The organism is Hymenobacter algoricola, assembly GCF_039539525.1.
Lineage (GTDB): Bacteria > Bacteroidota > Bacteroidia > Cytophagales > Hymenobacteraceae > Hymenobacter > Hymenobacter algoricola.
In genome coordinates, this window is sequence record NZ_BAABDH010000026.1 from 1 (window position 1) to 17,795 (window position 17,795).

14 protein-coding genes are annotated in these 17,795 nt (G+C 62.4%); 9 read left to right on the top strand and 5 right to left on the bottom strand.

Translation table 11 applies throughout. The features are described from left to right. Window positions 1-151: 151 nt before the first annotated feature. The gene (locus tag ABD842_RS08110) at window positions 152-685 is read left to right on the top strand and encodes a GNAT family N-acetyltransferase (RefSeq protein WP_345112427.1); all 534 of its coding nucleotides are present in this window, start codon (window positions 152-154) and stop codon (window positions 683-685) included. Between the two features lie 132 nt (window positions 686-817). Here ABD842_RS08110 and ABD842_RS08115 read toward each other — a convergent pair whose 3' ends face one another. Both ABD842_RS08115 and ABD842_RS08120 read right to left on the bottom strand, forming a co-directional pair. After that, on the bottom strand, window positions 818-1,393 hold the full coding sequence (locus tag ABD842_RS08115) for an IS630 family transposase (RefSeq protein ID WP_345112429.1): 576 nt from the start codon (window positions 1,391-1,393) through the stop codon (window positions 818-820). A gap of 10 nt (window positions 1,394-1,403) precedes the next feature. Continuing rightward, window positions 1,404-1,754 (bottom strand): hypothetical protein, encoded by a 351-nt coding sequence (locus ABD842_RS08120; protein ID WP_345112430.1) that lies wholly within the window; start codon window positions 1,752-1,754, stop codon window positions 1,404-1,406. Window positions 1,755-2,452: 698 nt separating this feature from the next. On the opposite strand from ABD842_RS08120, the gene ABD842_RS08125 reads away from it, so the two are divergent. Further along, window positions 2,453-4,498 (top strand): HelD family protein, encoded by a 2,046-nt coding sequence (locus ABD842_RS08125; RefSeq protein WP_345112432.1) that lies wholly within the window; start codon window positions 2,453-2,455, stop codon window positions 4,496-4,498. A gap of 440 nt (window positions 4,499-4,938) precedes the next feature. Here the strand turns inward: ABD842_RS08125 and ABD842_RS08130 are convergent, their stop codons facing one another. Further along, a complete protein-coding gene (locus ABD842_RS08130) occupies window positions 4,939-6,852 on the bottom strand; it encodes a T9SS type A sorting domain-containing protein (protein ID WP_345112434.1) in 1,914 nt (637 codons plus the stop codon). Between the two features lie 228 nt (window positions 6,853-7,080). On the opposite strand from ABD842_RS08130, the gene ABD842_RS08135 reads away from it, so the two are divergent. The 5 genes from ABD842_RS08135 to ABD842_RS08155 all read left to right on the top strand — a co-directional run bounded on the left by ABD842_RS08135 (window position 7,081) and on the right by ABD842_RS08155 (window position 13,025). Further along, window positions 7,081-7,915, top strand: a protein-coding gene (locus ABD842_RS08135; RefSeq protein WP_425553162.1) for an IS5 family transposase whose coding sequence is annotated in 2 segments (ribosomal slippage) — window positions 7,081-7,431 and window positions 7,433-7,915 — 834 coding nt in all. Because the reading frame shifts where the segments join, the coding sequence is not laid out codon by codon here. Further along, window positions 7,900-8,376, top strand: a complete 477-nt coding sequence (locus ABD842_RS08140; protein ID WP_345112438.1) for an SDR family NAD(P)-dependent oxidoreductase — start codon at window positions 7,900-7,902, stop codon at window positions 8,374-8,376. Before ABD842_RS08135 ends, ABD842_RS08140 begins: the two co-directional genes overlap by 16 nt. Window positions 8,377-8,773: 397 nt before the next feature. Beyond that, window positions 8,774-9,415 carry a hypothetical protein gene (locus tag ABD842_RS08145; protein WP_345112440.1) on the top strand — a complete coding sequence of 214 codons (642 nt, stop codon included), beginning with the start codon at window positions 8,774-8,776 and terminating at the stop codon, window positions 9,413-9,415. Window positions 9,416-9,681: 266 nt separating this feature from the next. Next, entirely contained in the window at window positions 9,682-12,048 is a 2,367-nt protein-coding gene (locus ABD842_RS08150; protein ID WP_345112442.1) for a TonB-dependent receptor, read from the top strand. 68 nt (window positions 12,049-12,116) lie between these two features. Continuing rightward, window positions 12,117-13,025: a DUF4249 domain-containing protein gene (locus ABD842_RS08155; protein ID WP_345112444.1), complete on the top strand. Its 909-nt coding sequence runs from the start codon at window positions 12,117-12,119 to the stop codon at window positions 13,023-13,025. 128 nt (window positions 13,026-13,153) lie between these two features. Here the strand turns inward: ABD842_RS08155 and ABD842_RS08160 are convergent, their stop codons facing one another. Both ABD842_RS08160 and ABD842_RS08165 read right to left on the bottom strand, forming a co-directional pair. Further along, window positions 13,154-13,549 (bottom strand): hypothetical protein, encoded by a 396-nt coding sequence (locus ABD842_RS08160; protein WP_345112446.1) that lies wholly within the window; start codon window positions 13,547-13,549, stop codon window positions 13,154-13,156. Between the two features lie 686 nt (window positions 13,550-14,235). Continuing rightward, window positions 14,236-15,606 carry a DUF389 domain-containing protein gene (locus tag ABD842_RS08165; protein ID WP_345112448.1) on the bottom strand — a complete coding sequence of 457 codons (1,371 nt, stop codon included), beginning with the start codon at window positions 15,604-15,606 and terminating at the stop codon, window positions 14,236-14,238. Between the two features lie 248 nt (window positions 15,607-15,854). Here ABD842_RS08165 and ABD842_RS08170 point away from each other — a divergent pair, with 248 nt between their 5' ends. Beyond that, window positions 15,855-17,123: a cation:proton antiporter gene (locus ABD842_RS08170; protein WP_345112450.1), complete on the top strand. Its 1,269-nt coding sequence runs from the start codon at window positions 15,855-15,857 to the stop codon at window positions 17,121-17,123. Between the two features lie 96 nt (window positions 17,124-17,219). Continuing rightward, on the top strand, window positions 17,220-17,612 hold the full coding sequence (locus ABD842_RS08175; RefSeq protein ID WP_345112451.1) for a DoxX family protein: 393 nt from the start codon (window positions 17,220-17,222) through the stop codon (window positions 17,610-17,612). Window positions 17,613-17,795: the final 183 nt, after the last annotated feature.

Sequence of the window (17,795 nt, forward strand, 5' to 3'; positions counted from 1 at the left end):
ATTGACTACGAGTATACCCCCGCCAGCCACGTCACCTGGCTCTTGCTCGCCAACATGGCCTTATGCCTAAACCGGCTTGCCTAAATTCCCAAACACCCTCTTACTTTTAGCGCCTGCCTACTCCACGGCAAGTAACTGATAGAACAGGGTTATGGTGAAGCTCGCTCCTTTGCAACCGGAACACGTTGCGCACTTTTACAATTGGCTCCGCGACCCCGAAGTCATCGAGTATTCGCTCTCGGCTTTCCAAAGCATGAAGACCACGGAGCAGATTGACCAGTGGTTTGCGGCCACCTTACAGCAGGCAAACACCCTGAACTTCGGTATCTATGTGGAGCAAACCAACGCGTTGATTGGCTATGCCGGCCTCTCGGGTATTTCCGTAACGAATCAATCGGGCGAATACTTCATCTTTATCGGCGAGAAAGCATCGTGGGGGAAGGGCGTGGGTACGGCCGTAACGAAGCAAATCGTCCATATCGGCTTCACCAGCCACCAACTCAATCGGATTATGCTCACGGTTTCCGAATCGAATACGGGCGGCTTGAAAGCCTACACGAAAGCTGGCTTTGTCGTGGAAGGGCGTCTACGACAAGCTGCTTGTCGACAAGGCGTATTTCACGATAAAATTGTGATGTCCGTGTTAAAAGCAGAATGGAAGCCGCAAGGCGCACAAGGGTACTAGCCCCGCCGAGACATTAGTGGGAGGACGTTCTGCGCATTCAAGTGCGCTATTCGCCGACCGATGGGAAGCTATTCCCAATGCGATTTTGGGCCTACCCTTTTATAGCGGTTTCGTGAACCGTTTGGTCAGCTACTACCGGGGCGGTACGTGATAGCCACAGTGGCCAAACCAGTGGCGGGGGTCGGGGCTGCTGATCCAATCGAGGGCCTGGTGCAGGGCCGCTTTGAGGGCCTGCTCGGTGCGGGCCTGCGCGGCCCGCAGCTTGGTTTTGAGCTTGCTCCAGGCCTGCTCGATCGGCGAAAAGTCGGGCGAGTAAGGGGGCAGAAACAGCACCTCCACCCCGCGCTTACCCAGCCACTCGCGCAGGCCCGTCAGGTGATGCACGCGTAGGTTATCGAGTACCAGTACGTCGCTCCGGCGCAGTTGCGGGGCCAGAATATGGGCGATGTAGAGGGCAAAGCTGTGCTGGGTCAGCGGGGCGGACAGCAACTGTACCCCGTGCAGCCCCCGCACAGACAAGGCCCCGATCAAGGTCAGGCTGCGCCCCCGGTTCAGCGGCACGGCCTGCCCCACGCGCCGTCCGCCCCGGGCCCGGGCGTAGCGGCGGCACTGGTCCAGGCGCAGGCCCGTTTCGTCCAGGAAGTGAAACCGGGCCACGTCGGGGCGGGGCACGACGGTCTGTACGTACTGGCGGCGTGCTTCGTGCACGCGGGGCGTATCACGTTCCGTGGCGTGCAGGCTTTTTTTTGCGCCGCAGCCGGTGCTCGTTGAGCACTTGCCACAAGCAGGTCTGGCCCACGGGCCGGCCACCGCTGGCCTGCCAGGCGGTGCCGAGTTCAGCCAGCGTCACGTCGACGTGCTGGTCCACGTACGCGACCAGCCAAGCCTGGGCCGCCGCATCCAAGAAGCGGGCCCGGCCGCCGCGTGCCGGCTTGGGGGCCAGCGAGCCGGTTTCGCGCTGCTGGCGCAGCAGCGACTGCACAAACGTACGACTCACGCCGAAGCGCCGGGCCACGGCCGTTTTGCCGGCACCGGGCTGCTGGCAGGCGGCGGCTACACGGGTGCGCAAATCAAGTGAATAAGGGTGCATACCATGCTGTACGGGGCGCGCATAAAGTCGGCCACACCGTTCACGAAACCGCTATATCTGCATTCAGCGGGTAATCAGGGCTACTTGTTCAGTGAAACCTCCCGATAACTGTACAACATGCCGCAACGTCCAGCACCGAGCAAACTGGGTAGGAAACAAGTTAACTTAGGTCAGAAAACTTGTTCCGTAATCAAGGTTCAATTAACCGCAACTGCGCGATGGGAAAACTGTCCTTTGATTGCTCAAAGGGCCACCTGAACCCGCTAAATCCAGGTTTACTGCTGTGAAAATGCCCTGTCGGTACCTATTCTCGGGTAAAAAGTGGCGGTTGATAAGCACTTCACTTATAGCGGTTTCGTGAACGGTGTACCCAGTCTGACGGCTTTTCGCCGTCGGACCGGTCGTCGCTGGCTGCCGATAAATACATCGGGCCTACAACGACCGGTCGGACGGCGGAAAAAGCCGTCCGACCGGAGCGANTTTGGACCAACCTTTTAACCAAGGCCATCTTCCCGGTAGCGGCCGGATTCTGGGTCAAAAGCCCGAAAATCAGGGCCTGTTCTACTATTTACCAGGTTGCCGGGGTCGAAGCGCCGGATAAAAGAAGCACGGCTCTTCTATAGCCCGGAATTTGATGGCACCTTTGGGGTCCATTTTCCAAGAAAGAGTCGCCCGGGATGAACGCAACGCCGCAAGAAGAAAGAGAGTACCTGGAAGAAATCAAGGAGCAGCTGACCCTGGCTATCCGCCGGGTAGATGACGCCGTGAAGCAGTTTTCCAACGAGCTCCGGGAAAAAAAGGAATATATCCATGAGCACCAGTCCGGTATGGACGACGCCGACATGGTGGCTGCCGACCAATCCATCAACCGCATGGCTTTTACGGGCGAAGCGGCCGTGGCCCGGAAGCACAAACTCGTCAAGCTGGGGCAGTCTCCCTACTTTGGCCGCATTGATTTCGTCTCGCGGGACCAGATCCGGTTGCCGGTGTACATCGGCATCTACTCCTTCATTGATGAGCAGCGGCGCCAGGGTCTGATCTACGATTGGCGGGCCCCGATTTCCTCGATGTTCTACGACTTTGAGCTGGGCAAAGCCTCCTACGCCACCCCTTCCGGCACGATCCACGGCACCATCGAGCTGAAACGGCAGTACAAGATCCGGGACGGCCGCCTGGAGTTTATGCTCGACAGCGACGTGAACATTCACGACGACGTGCTGCAGCAGGAGCTGGCCAAGTCCTCGGACGACAAGCTGAAGAACATCGTCGCCACCATCCAGCGCGACCAGAACGCGGTGATCCGCAACGAGACGACCCCGGTGATGGTGATCCAGGGCGTGGCCGGCTCGGGGAAAACCTCCATTGCCCTGCACCGCATTGCGTTCCTGCTCTACCGCTACCGGGAAACCATTGCGGCCAAGGACATTCTCATTATTTCGCCCAACAAAGTCTTCGCCGACTACATCTCCAACGTCTTGCCCGAGCTGGGGGAGGAGCATATTCCCGAGCTGGGCATGGAGGAGCTGGCAGCCGACCTGCTCGACCACCGGTACCCGTTCCAGACGTTTTTCGAGCAGGTGTCCGCGCTGCTGGAGGAGCACGACCCGGCGTTCATCGAACGCATCCGGTTTAAATCCTCGTTTGAATTCCTCGGCCAGCTGAATCAGTACCTCCTGCATATTGAGAATACCTACTTCACCGTGACCGAGCTGCGGGTCGGCAGAACCGTCGTGCCGGTGGCCTTCATTCAGCAGAAGTTCAAGTCCTACCACCGCGTTCCGCTCCTCAAACGCTTCGCGCTGGTTGCCAACGACGTACGGGCGTACGTGCGCGACGCCGCCGGCCGTAAGCTGAGCGGGCAGGAGAAAGCCACGATCGGGGAAGCCATTCCCCGCATGTTCAGGCTGAACAACGTGCTGGACCTGTACCGGGATTTCTACCGCTGGATTGGCCGGCCCGAGCTGTTGAGGATCGACCACCGCCTGCGCCTGGAGTATGCGGATGTCTTTGCCCTGATTTACCTGCGCCTGCGCCTGGAAGGCCTCACCACCTACGATCAGGTCAAGCACCTGCTGGTGGACGAGATGCAGGACTACACCCCGGTGCAGTATGCCGTCTTATCCCGGTTGTTCCTGTGCCGGAAAACCATTCTGGGCGATGTGAGCCAGACGGTGAATCCGTACAGCGCCTCCTCCGCCGAAACGATCGAACGGGTATTTCCGCAAGCCGAGGTAGTGAAGCTCTACCGCAGCTACCGCTCGACGGTCGAGATTACGGCCTTCGCGCAACACTTGATGCCAAATCCCCACATCATCCCGTTAGAACGGCACGGGCAGGAGCCCGCCGTCGTGCGCTGCCACAGCCACGAGGAGGAGTTGGAGACGATCAAACTAGCAATTGTCGCCTTTCAAACCTCCGGCAATCATTCCCTGGGCATCATCTGCAAAACCCTGCGGCAGGCTGAGAAAGCCTATCAGGCCCTTCAGGCTCCAGACGTTCATTTGCTCACGGCGGAGTCTACCTCCTTCAAGGAAGGGATTATCATCACCACGGCCCATCTGGCCAAGGGGCTTGAATTCGACGCGGTCATTGTGCCCTTTGCTTCCGCCCGAACGTATAAAACGGAGGTCGACAAGAGTATGCTTTACGTCGCCTGCACCCGGGCCATGCACCAGCTCACGCTGACGTATGCAGGGGAACTAACCGCATTCCTGGCCCTCTAAAGGGGTTGACTGCAGTAGCTTTCCAACTGCCGACAGGTCCGACCAGAACCACTAGGGCGCTACCCAACGCAACCACCCTGCGATTGATGCCGGCCACAACGGGAGCAAATAAATGGCAGGGTTCAATGGCCGCATTATCTGTGGTGAATAGCCCACTTATCCCTGCGTAGGCATACCAGCCCGAGTAGGGGTGGCACAGTAGCAGAAACGGAAGGTGTCGGAGGGAAGACTTGCAGGGGTGGGCAGACTCACAAAACGGTCCTTTTCCGGTACCAATGGTCGCCCCTACTGTTATCCAGCATTAGGCCGAGATAGCCGTATCCGGAACATGTTTGCGGAATGAGAATACCGTCAACGCACTACAAATGGCTTTCCGGTACGCAGTCCAGCCTTGGGAGCTGGTAAATGCGCCTTTTGAACCCGCCTTTTACCGAAGGTCATCAATGGATCACGCTCACGCGTACCGTGGCGGTGGCCCGCGCACCGTTTGGCACCGGCACGTTCACCTGCACCAGGTAGACGCCAGCGGCCAACTTGCTCAAATCCAACTCCTGCTGCTGCATGCCGGCTGGTTGGTGGGGGCTGGTGAGGGTGCGTACGGGGCGCCCCACGGCATCCAGCACGATAAAGTGCGCGGTACCGGGCACGTCCTGCTGGTAGCCCAACGCCAGACGGTTAGCCGTGGGGTTGGGGTAGGCCTGCAGGTGTAGCAGGGCAGCTTGCGCGGCCTGGGTGCGCAGAGGGAAACTTGCTTCGTCGGCGCCCCGATAGGTGGCCGCCACGTTGCGTAGGGCGCCGTCGATATCGCGGGGCACGGCGGCCAGCGGGGGGCTGGCCAGGGCGAAGTCGCCGACCGATGCCCCGGCCAAATGCAAGTCGCCGGCGGCCTCATTTACGAAGGAAACGAGCCGGCTGACCGAGCCGGCGTCGTACGTGGAATTGGTTTGCCAGTCGGCCAGCGTGGTGGAGGTGATGCGCGTGCCGCCCAGCTCGCGGCCCGTCTGGCCGATGGCGCCGTTCGTGCCGGGAGTCAGCAGCACGTTATTGACGCTGGTCAGGTTGCCGCGGGTGGTGTTGCCGTCGACCACGGCCAACGCGTTTTGCGTGGCCACGCTCGTGCTGAGGCGGTTGATGATGATGTTGTTGCGCAGCTGCGCCGGAAACAGCCCCCCGCTGCCGCCGGTCAGGTAAAAGCCGGCGGATGAGTACGCCACCGGGGCCGGCGCGGCGGGCAGCACAATGGTGTTGTGAAAAGCCTGGGTGAGCCCGCCGCCGCCCGTTTGCCGAAATAGCCAGATGCCCTGCGCATACAGGGTGTTATCGGTGGTACCGGCCGTGAAGTCGAGGCGCTGAATGCCGCCGATGAAGTTGTTGAACACTTTGAGCGTATCGCCGAGAATGACGCTGGCCCGAATGCCCTGCACCTGCGAGCCGCCCGTGCCCGCAAAGCGCACGTAGCCGACGCGGTTGCTTTCCAGAAGCCCGCTGGAGTTATCGAAGCTAAAGCCCGCGGCGCTGACGGGCAAAATGGGGCTGGCGTTGCGAATCAGCACGCTGTCGATGCGGTTGCCTACCAGCCGCATCCGGCGCTGCGCCGCGGCCGAGATGCCCGCGGCCGTTCCGCTGCTGCCGTCGAGCCCGATAAACCGCTGGCTGCCCAGCACGCACCCAATCACCTCGTTGCCGGAATCGGTAAAGGTGGGCGCTCCGGAAAAGGCCGCCACCCCGGCCAGGCGGATGCCCGTGCTGGCCCGGTCTACCCGCACGTTCACGATGCGGTTGTTGTTGTTGGCCCCGCTGGCAGCTGTGGCGGCCGATACGATCTGCACCCCGCGCGAGCCGGGCGCCGCCGCCGGGGCCGGGCCGCCGCCCAGGCGAATGGCGCAGTTGCTCACCGTGACGTTGGTGCTGCCTTTGGTGCCGGTGCCGGTGATGCTGACCCCGACTTCCACCTGGTCGGTTGCGGAGCTGCCGCCGTCGGTCACGTTCAGCGAATCGAGCGTGAGGTAGTCGCAGGCCGTGATGAGCACGGCCGCGTCGGTGGTGCCGCTCGTGCCTACCGGCTGCAGCGTCACGCTGCCGCCCCGCCCCACAAACCGGATGCGGCTGGTCGCCGAAGAGCCGGTGATGGTGCTGAGCACGAGCCGCTCGGGGTAGGTGCCGGGGCGCACGGCCACCGTCACGCCGCCGGGGCCCACGCCGTTGGTTTGCAGGGCGGTTGCGGCGGCCGTCAGGGTGGCATAGGTCGGATTGGCACCGCCTACCGTGACGGTACCGGTCAGGGCCTGGGCCTGGGCCTGGGCGCCGGCGCCCGCCAGCACCAAGCCAGCCAAAAGAGTCAGGGTTGTTTTCATAGTTGGTAAGGTCGAAAAAAATTGGACAAACGGCGGGAGCCTCAGTTTCCCAACCGCAGACCAGCCGCTACCGGGGCCGGGCACCCGGTACGCGGGTACCGGCGCCAGACAAGCCCATGCACCAAGGCCCCGTTCTGGGCAACGCAGTTGCCCGCGGCCCCGGCCAGCTTGCGGTAGGTGGCCGGCGGGCAGCTAAGAGGCTATCCAAATAGGGCTTAATTTAGGGGCATGGCAACGACGCAAGAATTTACCATTTCCGATGCGCTCTGGACGCGGCTGGCCCCGCTTCTGCCTGTTCACGTCCCGAAGGCGCACCCGTTGGGCCGCCACCGCCAGCGCCTTGCTGACCGCGACGTGTTGGATGCCATATTCTTTGTACTGCGCACGGGCTGCCAATGGAAAACCTTGAATGCGACCGGATTGGTGAAAGGCTCCACGGCCCACAGCTGCTTTCAGCAGTGGGTAAAGGCCGGGGTGTTTGCCCGGCTCTGGGACGAAGCCTTGCAGGACTATGACGACTTGATTGGCTTAACCTTCGCCTGGATGGCGCTCGACGGCTCGCTGCACAAAGCGCCGCTGGGCGGGAAAAAAAACGGGGCCCAACCCCACGGACCGGGGCAAAGGCGGCGTCAAGCGCAGCTTGCTGACCGAGGCGCGGGGCCTCCCGGTGGGCCTGGTGCTGGACGGGGCGAATGGGCATGACATGAAACTGACCGAAAGCACGTTGATGAGCCTGCCCCCGGCAGCAGAAGCGGCCCGCGCTATTCACCGGGACGCCGGTCACGCGCAACAGCTGTGCCTGGACGCGGGCTACGACTACGCCCAGGTGCGCGCAATCGTGGCCGCCCACGGCTACACGGCCCACATCCGGCCCCGGGGAGAAGAAGCGCAGTCCAAGAAAGCGGGCCAAAAGGCCCGCCGTTGGGTGGTCGAACGCACCCATTCCTGGCTCAACCGCTTCCGCCACCTGCTCACCCGCTGGGCCAAGAAGCCCGAAAACTACTTGGCCATGCTGCATTTTACCTGCGCTCGAATCACCTGGTACAATTGCCTATTTGGATAGCCTATAAGTGGGCTGAGATTGACTTTGACGATTTACCCGCCCGGAAAGGCTATAGCCGGCGCAAAGCCTATGGACAAAGCAAGCGGGCCTGCCTGGTGTTTGCCTACGAACTGCAGCGCCGGTTAGCCGCTGCTGATTACCCTACCCGGTCAGTGGCGGCCCATCCGGGCTTGGCCAAGACCAATCTGGACCAGTACTTCCCGGCTTTCGTCCGGCCGCTGGGCAGCCTCTTTTTGCAACCCGCCAGCCAAGGCGCCCTTCCCATCCTGCACGCGGCGTTGGGGGAAAACCTGAAAGGAGGCGAGTTTATCGGCCCGGCCGGTTTTCAGCAAATGAGGGGCTATCCAACCCAAGTGGATTCGGATGAATCTTCCAGGGATGAAAAGGTTGCTGACCGGTTGTGGCAGGTAAGCGAAGAGTTGACGAATATTCGTTACCTCGATGATAAGACGGGCTACTAGCGCGGCTGCTTTTGCAGCCCGCCACCGTACAATTCCGGTCCGGCGTTTGGCTGGCTCTGGCGAGTAGCTGGCGGCCAACGGCGGGCCCACCTGTTTGCACAACCACAGCTGGCACCTGCCATGCATCCCCAGCAATGGGACTATACATCCTTGGATTTTCTGTTCACTTACTGACGACACGTTGCTTCGACTTAGGCACCTTGCTCAGCGTGGAGTGGGGTGTGCCTGCCACGAACCCGGCACCCACGCAACTTTTGCCCCAAACCCTTAATCAAGGCTACTGTTGGGTCGCCCGAGGCGTGGGGGCTTTTCTTAACCCAAGTCATCGTTTTAGCCCGGGCGCTCGGGGGACCTTTGTCCGGAAGCTTTAGCAAACCAACCCGGCTTCGACAGCCCCATGAAAAACCTGCTTTTTACCGCCGCCCTGGCCGTCATCCTGCTCGGCCACGCCGCCACTGCCACCGCTCAGAAAGCGGAATCCAAAATCCCCGTGTACGCCGAAATCGGCCTGGGCCTCAACAAGACGCTCTATTTTGGTGACACCCGCGCCAAGCTCAACCAGGCCCTGGGCGGCAGCGCCAAGCCCGGCACCGGCAACAACATCCTGGCCGGCTTCTACGTGGCGCCCCAAAAGTGGCGCGGCCTGGGCGTGGGCTCGCGCATTTCGGGCTCGTTCGGCGCGCCGGTGGAAGGCGACTTCGGCGACGACTATATCTTCAACTGCTACAACCTGGCCCTGGCCGCCAAGTACTACGTGCTGAGCCGGGAGTTTGGGCGCGGCCTGTATGTGCGCGGCAGCGCGGGTTTCGGCCAGCTCACCACCAAGCGCTTCGATGAAGAAACCAACTTCTACCGCCACCAGTACGCGCTGGGCACTTCCTTCATGGGGGGCATTGGCTACACCGTGCCCCTGAAAGGGTTCAGCCTGGGCCTGGAAACCGAATTTGAGACGGCCTCGCGCTCCGGCACCGTGGACGGGCTCGGGGATACCACCTTCCGCAGCGGGCAGGTGGGCGTGAACGTGATTCTGGGCTTCTAGGCCCATTCCGGCACGCTCGGCATGCCGCCCGAGCTCGATTCCCCCCGCTTCCCGGTGCGGGCCGGGAAGCCGGCCGCCTGGCCGGGCTGGTGTGGCAGCGCCGGGGTCGCGGAGCCGGCTGGCTTTCGGGCTGGCCTGGTCCTGGTCCTGGCCCTGAGCGTGGGCGAACGTTCCGGCGGGGCCCGCCCCGGTAAACTTAACAAAAACTTCTTCCGCGGATTAAAGGCAATGCCGCCTTCATTCGTCTATCTCTTTTTTCAGTCGCTATGTCCGTTTTCTTCCTGCCGCGCACCCTAGGCCTGTTCTGTTTGCTGCTCACGCTGCTGGCGCGGCCGGGCTGGGCGCAGGGCCCGCGCCACACGCTGAGCGGCACCGTGCGTACGGCGGCCGGCGAGGCCCTGCCGGGCGCGACGGTGGCCGTGCCGGCCCTGAGCGCCGGGGTGGCCGCCGACGAGCAGGGCGCGTTTTCCCTGTCCCTGCCCGCGGGCCGGCACCAGGTGGTCGTCAGCTTTATCGGCTACCAGTCCTTCACGCGGGAAGTGAACCTGAACCGCGACCAGCGCCTGAGTTTTAGCCTGAGCGAAAACGGCAACGAGCTGGGCGAGGTGGTGGTGGAAGGCAGCGTGAGCTTGGAGCAGAAGCTCAAATCGACCCAGATGGGCGTCGAAAGCCTCAGCATCCGGGAGGCCAAGCTTTTGCCGGCCCTGTTCGGCGAGGTGGACATTTTGAAAACGCTGCAGCTCAAGCCGGGCGTGCAGAACGGCGGCGAGGGCACCAGCGGCTTGTTCGTGCGCGGCGGCTCGTCGGACCAGAACCTGGTGCTGGTGGACAATGCGCTGGTATACAATCCCAACCACCTGTTCGGGCTGTTTTCGGTGTTCAACTCCGACGCCGTGCAGAGCGTGGACCTGTACAAGTCGGGCTTTCCGGCGCAGTTTGGCGGGCGGCTCTCGTCGGTGGTGGATGTGAAGCTGCGGGCCGGCTCCCGCGAGAAAATCGGGGTCACGGGGGGCATCGGCCTCATTTCCTCGCGCCTGACGGTGGAGGGGCCGCTGGGCCGGGCCGAAGCGGGCGCGCCGGCCAAAGGCTCGTTTATCGTGTCGGGCCGCCGGACGTACTTCGACGTATTCACCCGCGCCATCAACCGCCGCAACGCGGGCGACGAGAGCTACCAGCCCATTCCGGACTACTTTTTCTACGACCTCAACGCCAAGGCCAGCTACCGCCTGGGCGACCAGGACGAGGTATTCGCCACGGGCTACCTGGGCCGCGACGTGTTCGGGTTTGCCAGCCCGAACAGCTTCAACTTTGATTTCAACTGGGGCAACACGCTGGGCGTGGTGCGCTGGCAGCATACTTTCAACCCCAAGCTGATTGCCAATACGTCGGTCTCGGTCACCGACTACCAATACCAGCTTACCAACAAGCTCGACCAGTTCAGCTTCAACCTGGGCTCGACCATCCGCGACTACACCGGGCGGGTGGACGTGGACTGGCTGCCCAACGACCGGCACAGCCTCAAGCTGGGGGCTGTGCTCACGCAGCACCGCTTCGGGGTGGGCCGCCTGCAGGCCGGCTCGCAGGACAACCGGATAAGCTTCGGGGCCGACGTGCGCTACCGGGGCGAAGAAGCCGGCCTCTACGTGTCCGACAACTTCCGGGCCACCGACAAGCTGCAGCTCGAAGGGGGCCTGCGCCTGTCGGGCTTCCAGAGCGGTTCCGACCGCTACATCGGGCTGGAGCCCCGCGCCGCGGCCCGCTACGCGCTGACTGCGAACACCTCCCTCAAGCTCAACTACGCCCTGATGTACCAATACGTGCACCTGGTGACCAACTCCGGGGCCACGCTGCCCACCGACATCTGGTACCCCTCGCGGCTGAGCGTGAAGCCCCAACGCTCGCAGCAGGTGAGCACGGGCGTGAGCTTTTTGCTGGGCGGCGGCCGGTTCCTGCTCACTGATGAAGTGTACTACAAATGGGGCACCAACCAGATTGATTTCAAGGATGGCGCCCAGCTGTTCGTGAACCAGGAGCTGGACGGCGAATTCCTCTTCGGCAAGGGCCAGAGCTACGGCAACGAAATCTACCTGGAGAAGAAAACCGGCCGCACCACCGGCTGGCTGGGCTACACCCTGGCCTGGACCACGCGCCGGTTTCCGCCCCAGCGCGGCACCACGGGCATCAACCGGGGCGAAGCGTATTTTCCCAGCTACGACCGCCGCCACAACCTGACGGCCGTGCTGATTCACAACCTGACGGAGCGCGTGAGCCTGACGGCTAGCTTCGTGTACGCCAGCGGGGCGCCCACCACGCTGCCGCTGGGCCGCTTTGCCTACCAGGACGTGGGCGGCACCGCGCCGCAGGCCGTGCCCGTGTACCCCGACCGCAACACCTACCGGCTCATTCCCTACCATCGCCTCGACCTGGGCCTGGTCTGGAAGCTCAAGCCCACCCGGCTGTTTAGCACGTCGGACCTGACCTTCAGCGTGTACAACGCCTACAACCGACGCAACGCCTACTTCATCTTCTTCGACACGGTCAAGGACGCCAACGACCAAATCGTGGATTTCAAGGCCCAGCAGGTGTCGCTGTTCCCGGTCATCCCCTCGGTGACCTACAACTTTCACTTCTAGCCGGGGGCCGTTGTTCCCGGCCGCCAAAGCCGGCCCACAGTTGCCCTACGCCCTTTTTTGTCTGTCTCATGAACTCCTTCCGGAAGAGAATCACTAGCCGCTGCGAATCAGCTGCCGCCTTCGTGCTGGTTCTGGGCCTGTTGCTGGCAGTAGCCGGCTGCGGCGCCCTGCAAAACGACGCGAACGTGCCGCTGCCCAACTACCCGCCGCAGCTCGTGACCGAGTGCTACCTCGAAGACGGACAGGTGCCGCGCCTGGCCGTCACCGAGTCGGTACCTTATCTGAACAACAACCAGGCCCCGCCCGCCGGCAGCCAGGCCATTGCCCTGCCCAACGGTCAGCGCGTGCTGCTGCCCACCGACGTAACCGTGACCCTGATTCTGGCCGACGGCAGCCGGCGCAACCTGCCTTTTCAGCCGGGTGTGGACGCGCGGACCAACCGGTTTTACACCCACGGGGGCGGCCCGGCCCTGGTAGCGCCGCCCGGGGCCACTTTCGCCCTGGAAGTGCGCGACCAGCGCGGCCGTACGGTCACGGGCACGGCCACGGTGCCCACGCGGGTCCCCATCGATTCGGTCGATTTCGAGTTCAACCAGCTCACCGGGGCCAACCGCAAGGCCTACCTGCTGACCAATTTCCGGGACCCGCCCGGCGTGGGCAACTATTACCGCCTGCTGGTGCACAAGTCCAACGTCCGGACCCTGGCCGAGGTCGACTACGACGTCCAGGACCGCTTCAACGACGGGCGACCGTTCACGCTGGGCACTGGCTACGATTTCGCGTCGCAGGACACCCTCATCGCCACGCTTTATCACCTCGACCCGGCCTACTACCAGTTTCGGGCTTCCACCAACGAGGCCATCAACGCCAACGGCAACCCGTTCGCGCAACCGTCCTCCATCCGCAGCACCGTGCAGGGAGGCCTGGGCGTGTTTACGGTGCTCAGCTACGACCGCCGCCAAGTGATTCTGCCCTAGCCAGGGCGAATCTCGGCAGAAAGATTCCTTACTCATCCGCCCCTCTAGCTCCCTCTGCTTGCGGCTCCGCCACGCTCGCCCGTGCAGCAGTCGCTGGTAATGGAGAGCAGGATGAGCAGGGCATTCCACTACTTTTTCTCCGCTGACTGGCGCTGGCGCAAGCTCTCGCGCCAAATCGGAACGAAGTCGTAGGTTGGATAAAATTCCGCGTTAAAGGCTCCCCAGGCCCCGTTTTCGACGGCCAGGTTGAGCGCCCGCACATCCTTGGCCGCGACTTTCAGCGTCACCACCTGGCCGATGCCCATCATCACGTACCAGGAAACGACGTGGGCTTCCTTGGGTGGAAAAGTCTCCCAAAAGCCATTCTTTTCCTGAATCTCCTGCAGCTGCTTGAGCTTCTTGTCCTGCTGATGCTTGAGGAACACTGTAATCACCGTAGAATCAGCGGGAGTGCCTTTGTTTTTTTGGGCGGTGGCAACCTGACTGTCAGCAAAGCTCAACAGGCAAAGCAGCAGCAATTTCATAGCGCGAGTTGGCTAGTTTGTTCTGCCCGCAGGGGGGGCTACTACAAGTTCGAAATAAGACAATCGACTGACTGCCTGATTAGTTGCAACTGGTTCCTGCCCTCTGCATGGTCGCACCTGGGCAGATAGCAGAGCAAGCTACATAAGGGGTATTTGGTTACAGCTATCTACTCTGCCGCCCGTGCCGGTTGGCTCCGCTAGTTTCATCCTAGCCTCTCAAAGGAGGCTCCCACATGTCAGATTAGTGAATAACTTCGGGCGCAGCAAAAAGTGTGAGGCATTGGAGTCACCCGGCGCCAGGCTCCCCTTGCTGTGCCGTCACTGTCGGTGCAGGCCATGCCCCAGCGAATCACTTCTCCCGCAGCTGCCCCGCGTACTGGTCGTCTTGCGCTAGGCGGCCAACTTGCGCTTCACCTGAGGGGTATCAGCCAGTACATCAGCCGGTGCTCGGGCAGGCTCGCCCCAAGGGGCTCAATGAGGAGTGAGAAGATTGGTTTCGGCAGCAATAGCCCGGCTTTCGGCCATGGCCGACTGACCCAATGCCGATGGTTACCTGGCCCAACTGTCCCACCCTTTTTGATGTGCTCGTGGTCCGGTTAGGGCAGCAGGTCGTTGCTCGTATGGTGCTATAACTAGCGGGCGCTAGAAAGGGATAAACCTGAACGAGGCAAGTCGCTATACCTTGCTTACTTGTCAAGCGCTGGGTTGAGCAACAGTTCCACGGCGCGCTGGCGTCCGGCCCGAAGGATTAGCCACTGGTGCAGGCGCTGCTGCTCCTGGGCTGGCAGCGGCCGGGTGGTCCGCATGGATACGACCACCGTAGTATCGGCCCGGAGTGAATCGGCAGCCGGCCGAACCAGGCGGCTCAGACCCAACTGGCGTACCGTGGGGTGCTCTACCTGTATTTCGCGCAGCAGGGCCGGCGCGGCGGGCAGTCCGGTCAGGGCCGGGTTACCGGCCTGGGTGAGTACCTGCTGGAGCTGGGCCAGGCGGGCATCGTAGCCGGCCAGGGTTTGCTCGTTGCGGCTTCGCACATCTTCCAGCACGCTGTTGCGCATGGTCTGGGCATCGGCAGAGTCCAGCTGCGCCAGGCCCTGGCGCACCGTCAGCTGGGCGTTGGGCAGGCGGTAGCGGGCCAGCTCGTTCCGGGCTTTGCTCAGCTGGGCCCGCGTGAGCGTTTCGCCGGTCAGCAGCACATTGATGGTGCGCGTTTCGGGTTCGATGCGGCGCGTGACCACGAACGTGCCGGGCAGGTTCAGCTGCTCGTCCACGAACTGCCGGGCGTTGTGGGCAAATACGGTGCGCTGCACGATGCGCCAGGCCAGGTAGACGCTGGGCACGGCCGTGAGCAGGGCCACGGCCCAGATGGCGAGCTGCACCCGCCGGGCCCGCTGGCGGCTGACAAAGGTATGGTGCGGCAGCGGCAGGATGCGGGCTACCAAGAACGTCGCCAGGCTGATAAACACGCTGTTGATGAAAAACAGATACAGCGCCCCGAACAGGTAGCTCCAGTGGGCCGTGGCCAGCCCGTAGCCAGCCGTGCACAGCGGCGGCATCAGGGCCGTGGCAATGGCCACGCCGGGAATGGTGTTGCCGCGCGAGCGGCGCGTGAGGCCCACGGCGCCGGCCGCCCCGCCAAACAGGGCAATGAGCACGTCCCAGGCGGTAGGCTGGGTGCGGGACAACAGCTCGGAACCCGCGTCGGTGAGTGGGGTGAGCAGAAAGTACAGGGTCGAAACCAACAGGCTGATGCCCGCCGCGATGAACAGGTTTTTCAGGCCCCGCCGCATCAGGTCCACTTCTACCGTGGCCGCCCCAAAGCCGATACCCACAATGGGCCCCATGAGCGGGGAAATGAGCATGGCCCCGATGATAACGGCCGTAGAGTTGACGTTGAGCCCCACGGAAGCCACCAGAATAGCGAACATGAGCACCCACAGGTTGGTGCCCCGAAAGCTCATGCCATCTTCCACGCGGGCCACGATGTCGACCGGGTCGGCCATGTCGTGCACCAGGTCGAAACGCTCACGCAGCCAGCGGAAAAGGGGGAGATTCATAGGCGGGAAGAGAAGTGGGCAGCGCCGGGAGGCACCGGCCGGTACAACCAGGTATTTTCCGGTAGCCTGCACCCAGGCTGGGGCAGAAGGGATGCCGCTTGGCGCGCTTGATCGGGGCAAAGTACCGCCTTGCTGGCCAAATACCCAACAGTTCGCCTTATCTATGCTGGTGGGGCCGTCACCCTCCGCCGTTTCAACTAAGTCCGTCGAATTCGCGTCTACTAGATTTTCCCCCTACCCGCCTCCTGATGGAATTGTACAACACCCTGGCGCTGCTCATTGTAATAGCCGCCGTATTTGGCTACGTCAACCACCGCTTCCTGAAGCTGCCGGGCACTATCGGACTGATGGTGCTGGCCCTGGTGACATCGCTGCTGACCATCGGGCTGGGCAAGCTCGGCGTGGATTGGGTGCTCACGGCCAGCCAGCTGGTGCGCAGCATCGACTTCCACACCGTGCTCATGCAGGTAATGCTGAGCTTTCTGCTGTTTGCCGGCGCCCTCCACGTCGATTTGCGGGCCCTGGGTAAAGAAGGGGCCGCTGTAGGGACCATGGCCACGGCCGGCACGCTGCTGTCCACGGGCCTGGTCGGCACGGCCTTCTACTACCTGCTGCCCCTGTTCGGGCTGCCCACCGATTTTATCTACTGCCTGCTGTTCGGGGCGCTTATTTCCCCCACCGACCCCATTGCCGTGCTGGGCATTCTCAAGGAAGCGCGCATCGACAAGCGGCTGGAAATCCGCATCGTGGGTGAGTCCCTCTTCAACGACGGCATTGCTGTGGTCGTGTTCGTGAGTCTGTTTCAGATAGCGCAGTTCGGGGCCGGGCAGGCCACGCCCGCCGTGATTGGGAAGCTGTTTCTGCAGGAAGCCGTGGGCGGTGTTGCCCTGGGGGCGGCGCTGGGGTATGCCGGGTTCTGGGCCCTGCGCAGCATCGACCACTACCAGGTGGAGGTGATGATAACCCTGGCCCTGGTGATGGGCGGCACGGCCCTGGCCACGCGGCTGCACACCTCAGGGCCGCTGGCCATCGTGGTGGCGGGGCTGATTGTGGGCGACAAGGGCCGGGAGCTGGGCATGTCGGACGTGACGCGGGAGTACCTGGACAAGTTCTGGGAGCTGCTCGATGAGATTCTCAACGCGGTGCTCTTCGTGCTCATCGGACTGGAGATGCTCGTGCTCGACATCAGCCGCACGACGCTGCTGGTGGGCGTCGTGGCCATCGTGGTGGTGCTGCTGGCCCGCTGGATGTCGGTGGGCCTGCCCCTGGTGCTGCTGCGGCGCTTTTACCCCTTCGACCGGCAAACGTTGCGCGTACTGACCTGGGGCGGACTGCGGGGCGGCATCTCCGTGGCCCTGGCTTTGTCATTGCCCAAGTCCATGCCCCGCGACCTGCTCGTGGGCATCACCTACGTAGTGGTGATTTTCAGCATCATCGTGCAGGGGTTGAGCATCGGGCCGCTGGTCAAAAAGCTCGGCCTGAGCACGGGCGAAGATCCAGCGGCCGGCGGCCACTAAGCTGATGGTCAGCCTGTGCCGATTACCAACCACCCGCCCACAGCGGTTTTCAGGTCGGTGTACAGCGCCTGTTCCCCTGGCCCCTCCCCTCCGGAGGTGGGGCTGAACGACAGAACAAAACGTATACGCCAGCCCGGAAACGGCCGCAACGGCAGTCCTTCTTTTTCTCACCCACTCGCTTTTTCCGCGCCTGTGCTCCGCCGCCTGCTGCATACTGATTCCTCCGCCATCACCCTGCTGATTCGCTTGTCGGTGGGGCTGGTATTCTTCACCGAAGGCCTGCAGAAATTCCTATTACCCGCCGAGCGCGGCGCGGGTCGCTTCGCCAAGATTGGCCTGCCGGCTCCCGGGTTTCCGGGCCCTTTCATGGGCGGCTTCGAGACGGTTTGCGGCCTGCTCGTGCTTATTGGCTTGCTGACGGGCCTGGCCCGTGGGCCTCTTCCTATTATCATGGGGTCCGCTCAGAATTCGGAAAATATAGCACGTTAAGGAAAACGGTTAGTAAACACCATCCTGAATCGTTCGCTACAGCAGGCTATGGGCGACCCGAACAGTACAGATTTCTCATTAGAGTTGTTCCCAAATAGTATTTTTGGGCATGCTAGATGTGAATACGATTACAGACGACCGCCAAATGCGGGCGTTGACGGGCTTGGATTTGGAAGCGTTTTG

What these genes read in the sequence shown, in the direction of transcription:
- ABD842_RS08110 (WP_345112427.1), top strand. Translation starts at nt 152, where the DNA reads ATGGTGAAGCTCGCTCCTTTGCAACCGGAACACGTTGCGCACTTTTAC.
- ABD842_RS08155 (WP_345112444.1), top strand. Translation starts at nt 12,117, where the DNA reads ATGAACTCCTTCCGGAAGAGAATCACTAGCCGCTGCGAATCAGCTGCC.
- ABD842_RS08170 (WP_345112450.1), top strand. Translation starts at nt 15,855, where the DNA reads ATGGAATTGTACAACACCCTGGCGCTGCTCATTGTAATAGCCGCCGTA.
- ABD842_RS08130 (WP_345112434.1), bottom strand. Translation starts at nt 6,852, where the DNA reads ATGAAAACAACCCTGACTCTTTTGGCTGGCTTGGTGCTGGCGGGCGCC.
- ABD842_RS08145 (WP_345112440.1), top strand. Translation starts at nt 8,774, where the DNA reads ATGAAAAACCTGCTTTTTACCGCCGCCCTGGCCGTCATCCTGCTCGGC.
- ABD842_RS08125 (WP_345112432.1), top strand. Translation starts at nt 2,453, where the DNA reads ATGAACGCAACGCCGCAAGAAGAAAGAGAGTACCTGGAAGAAATCAAG.
- ABD842_RS08150 (WP_345112442.1), top strand. Translation starts at nt 9,682, where the DNA reads ATGTCCGTTTTCTTCCTGCCGCGCACCCTAGGCCTGTTCTGTTTGCTG.
- ABD842_RS08165 (WP_345112448.1), bottom strand. Translation starts at nt 15,606, where the DNA reads ATGAATCTCCCCCTTTTCCGCTGGCTGCGTGAGCGTTTCGACCTGGTG.
- ABD842_RS08160 (WP_345112446.1), bottom strand. Translation starts at nt 13,549, where the DNA reads ATGAAATTGCTGCTGCTTTGCCTGTTGAGCTTTGCTGACAGTCAGGTT.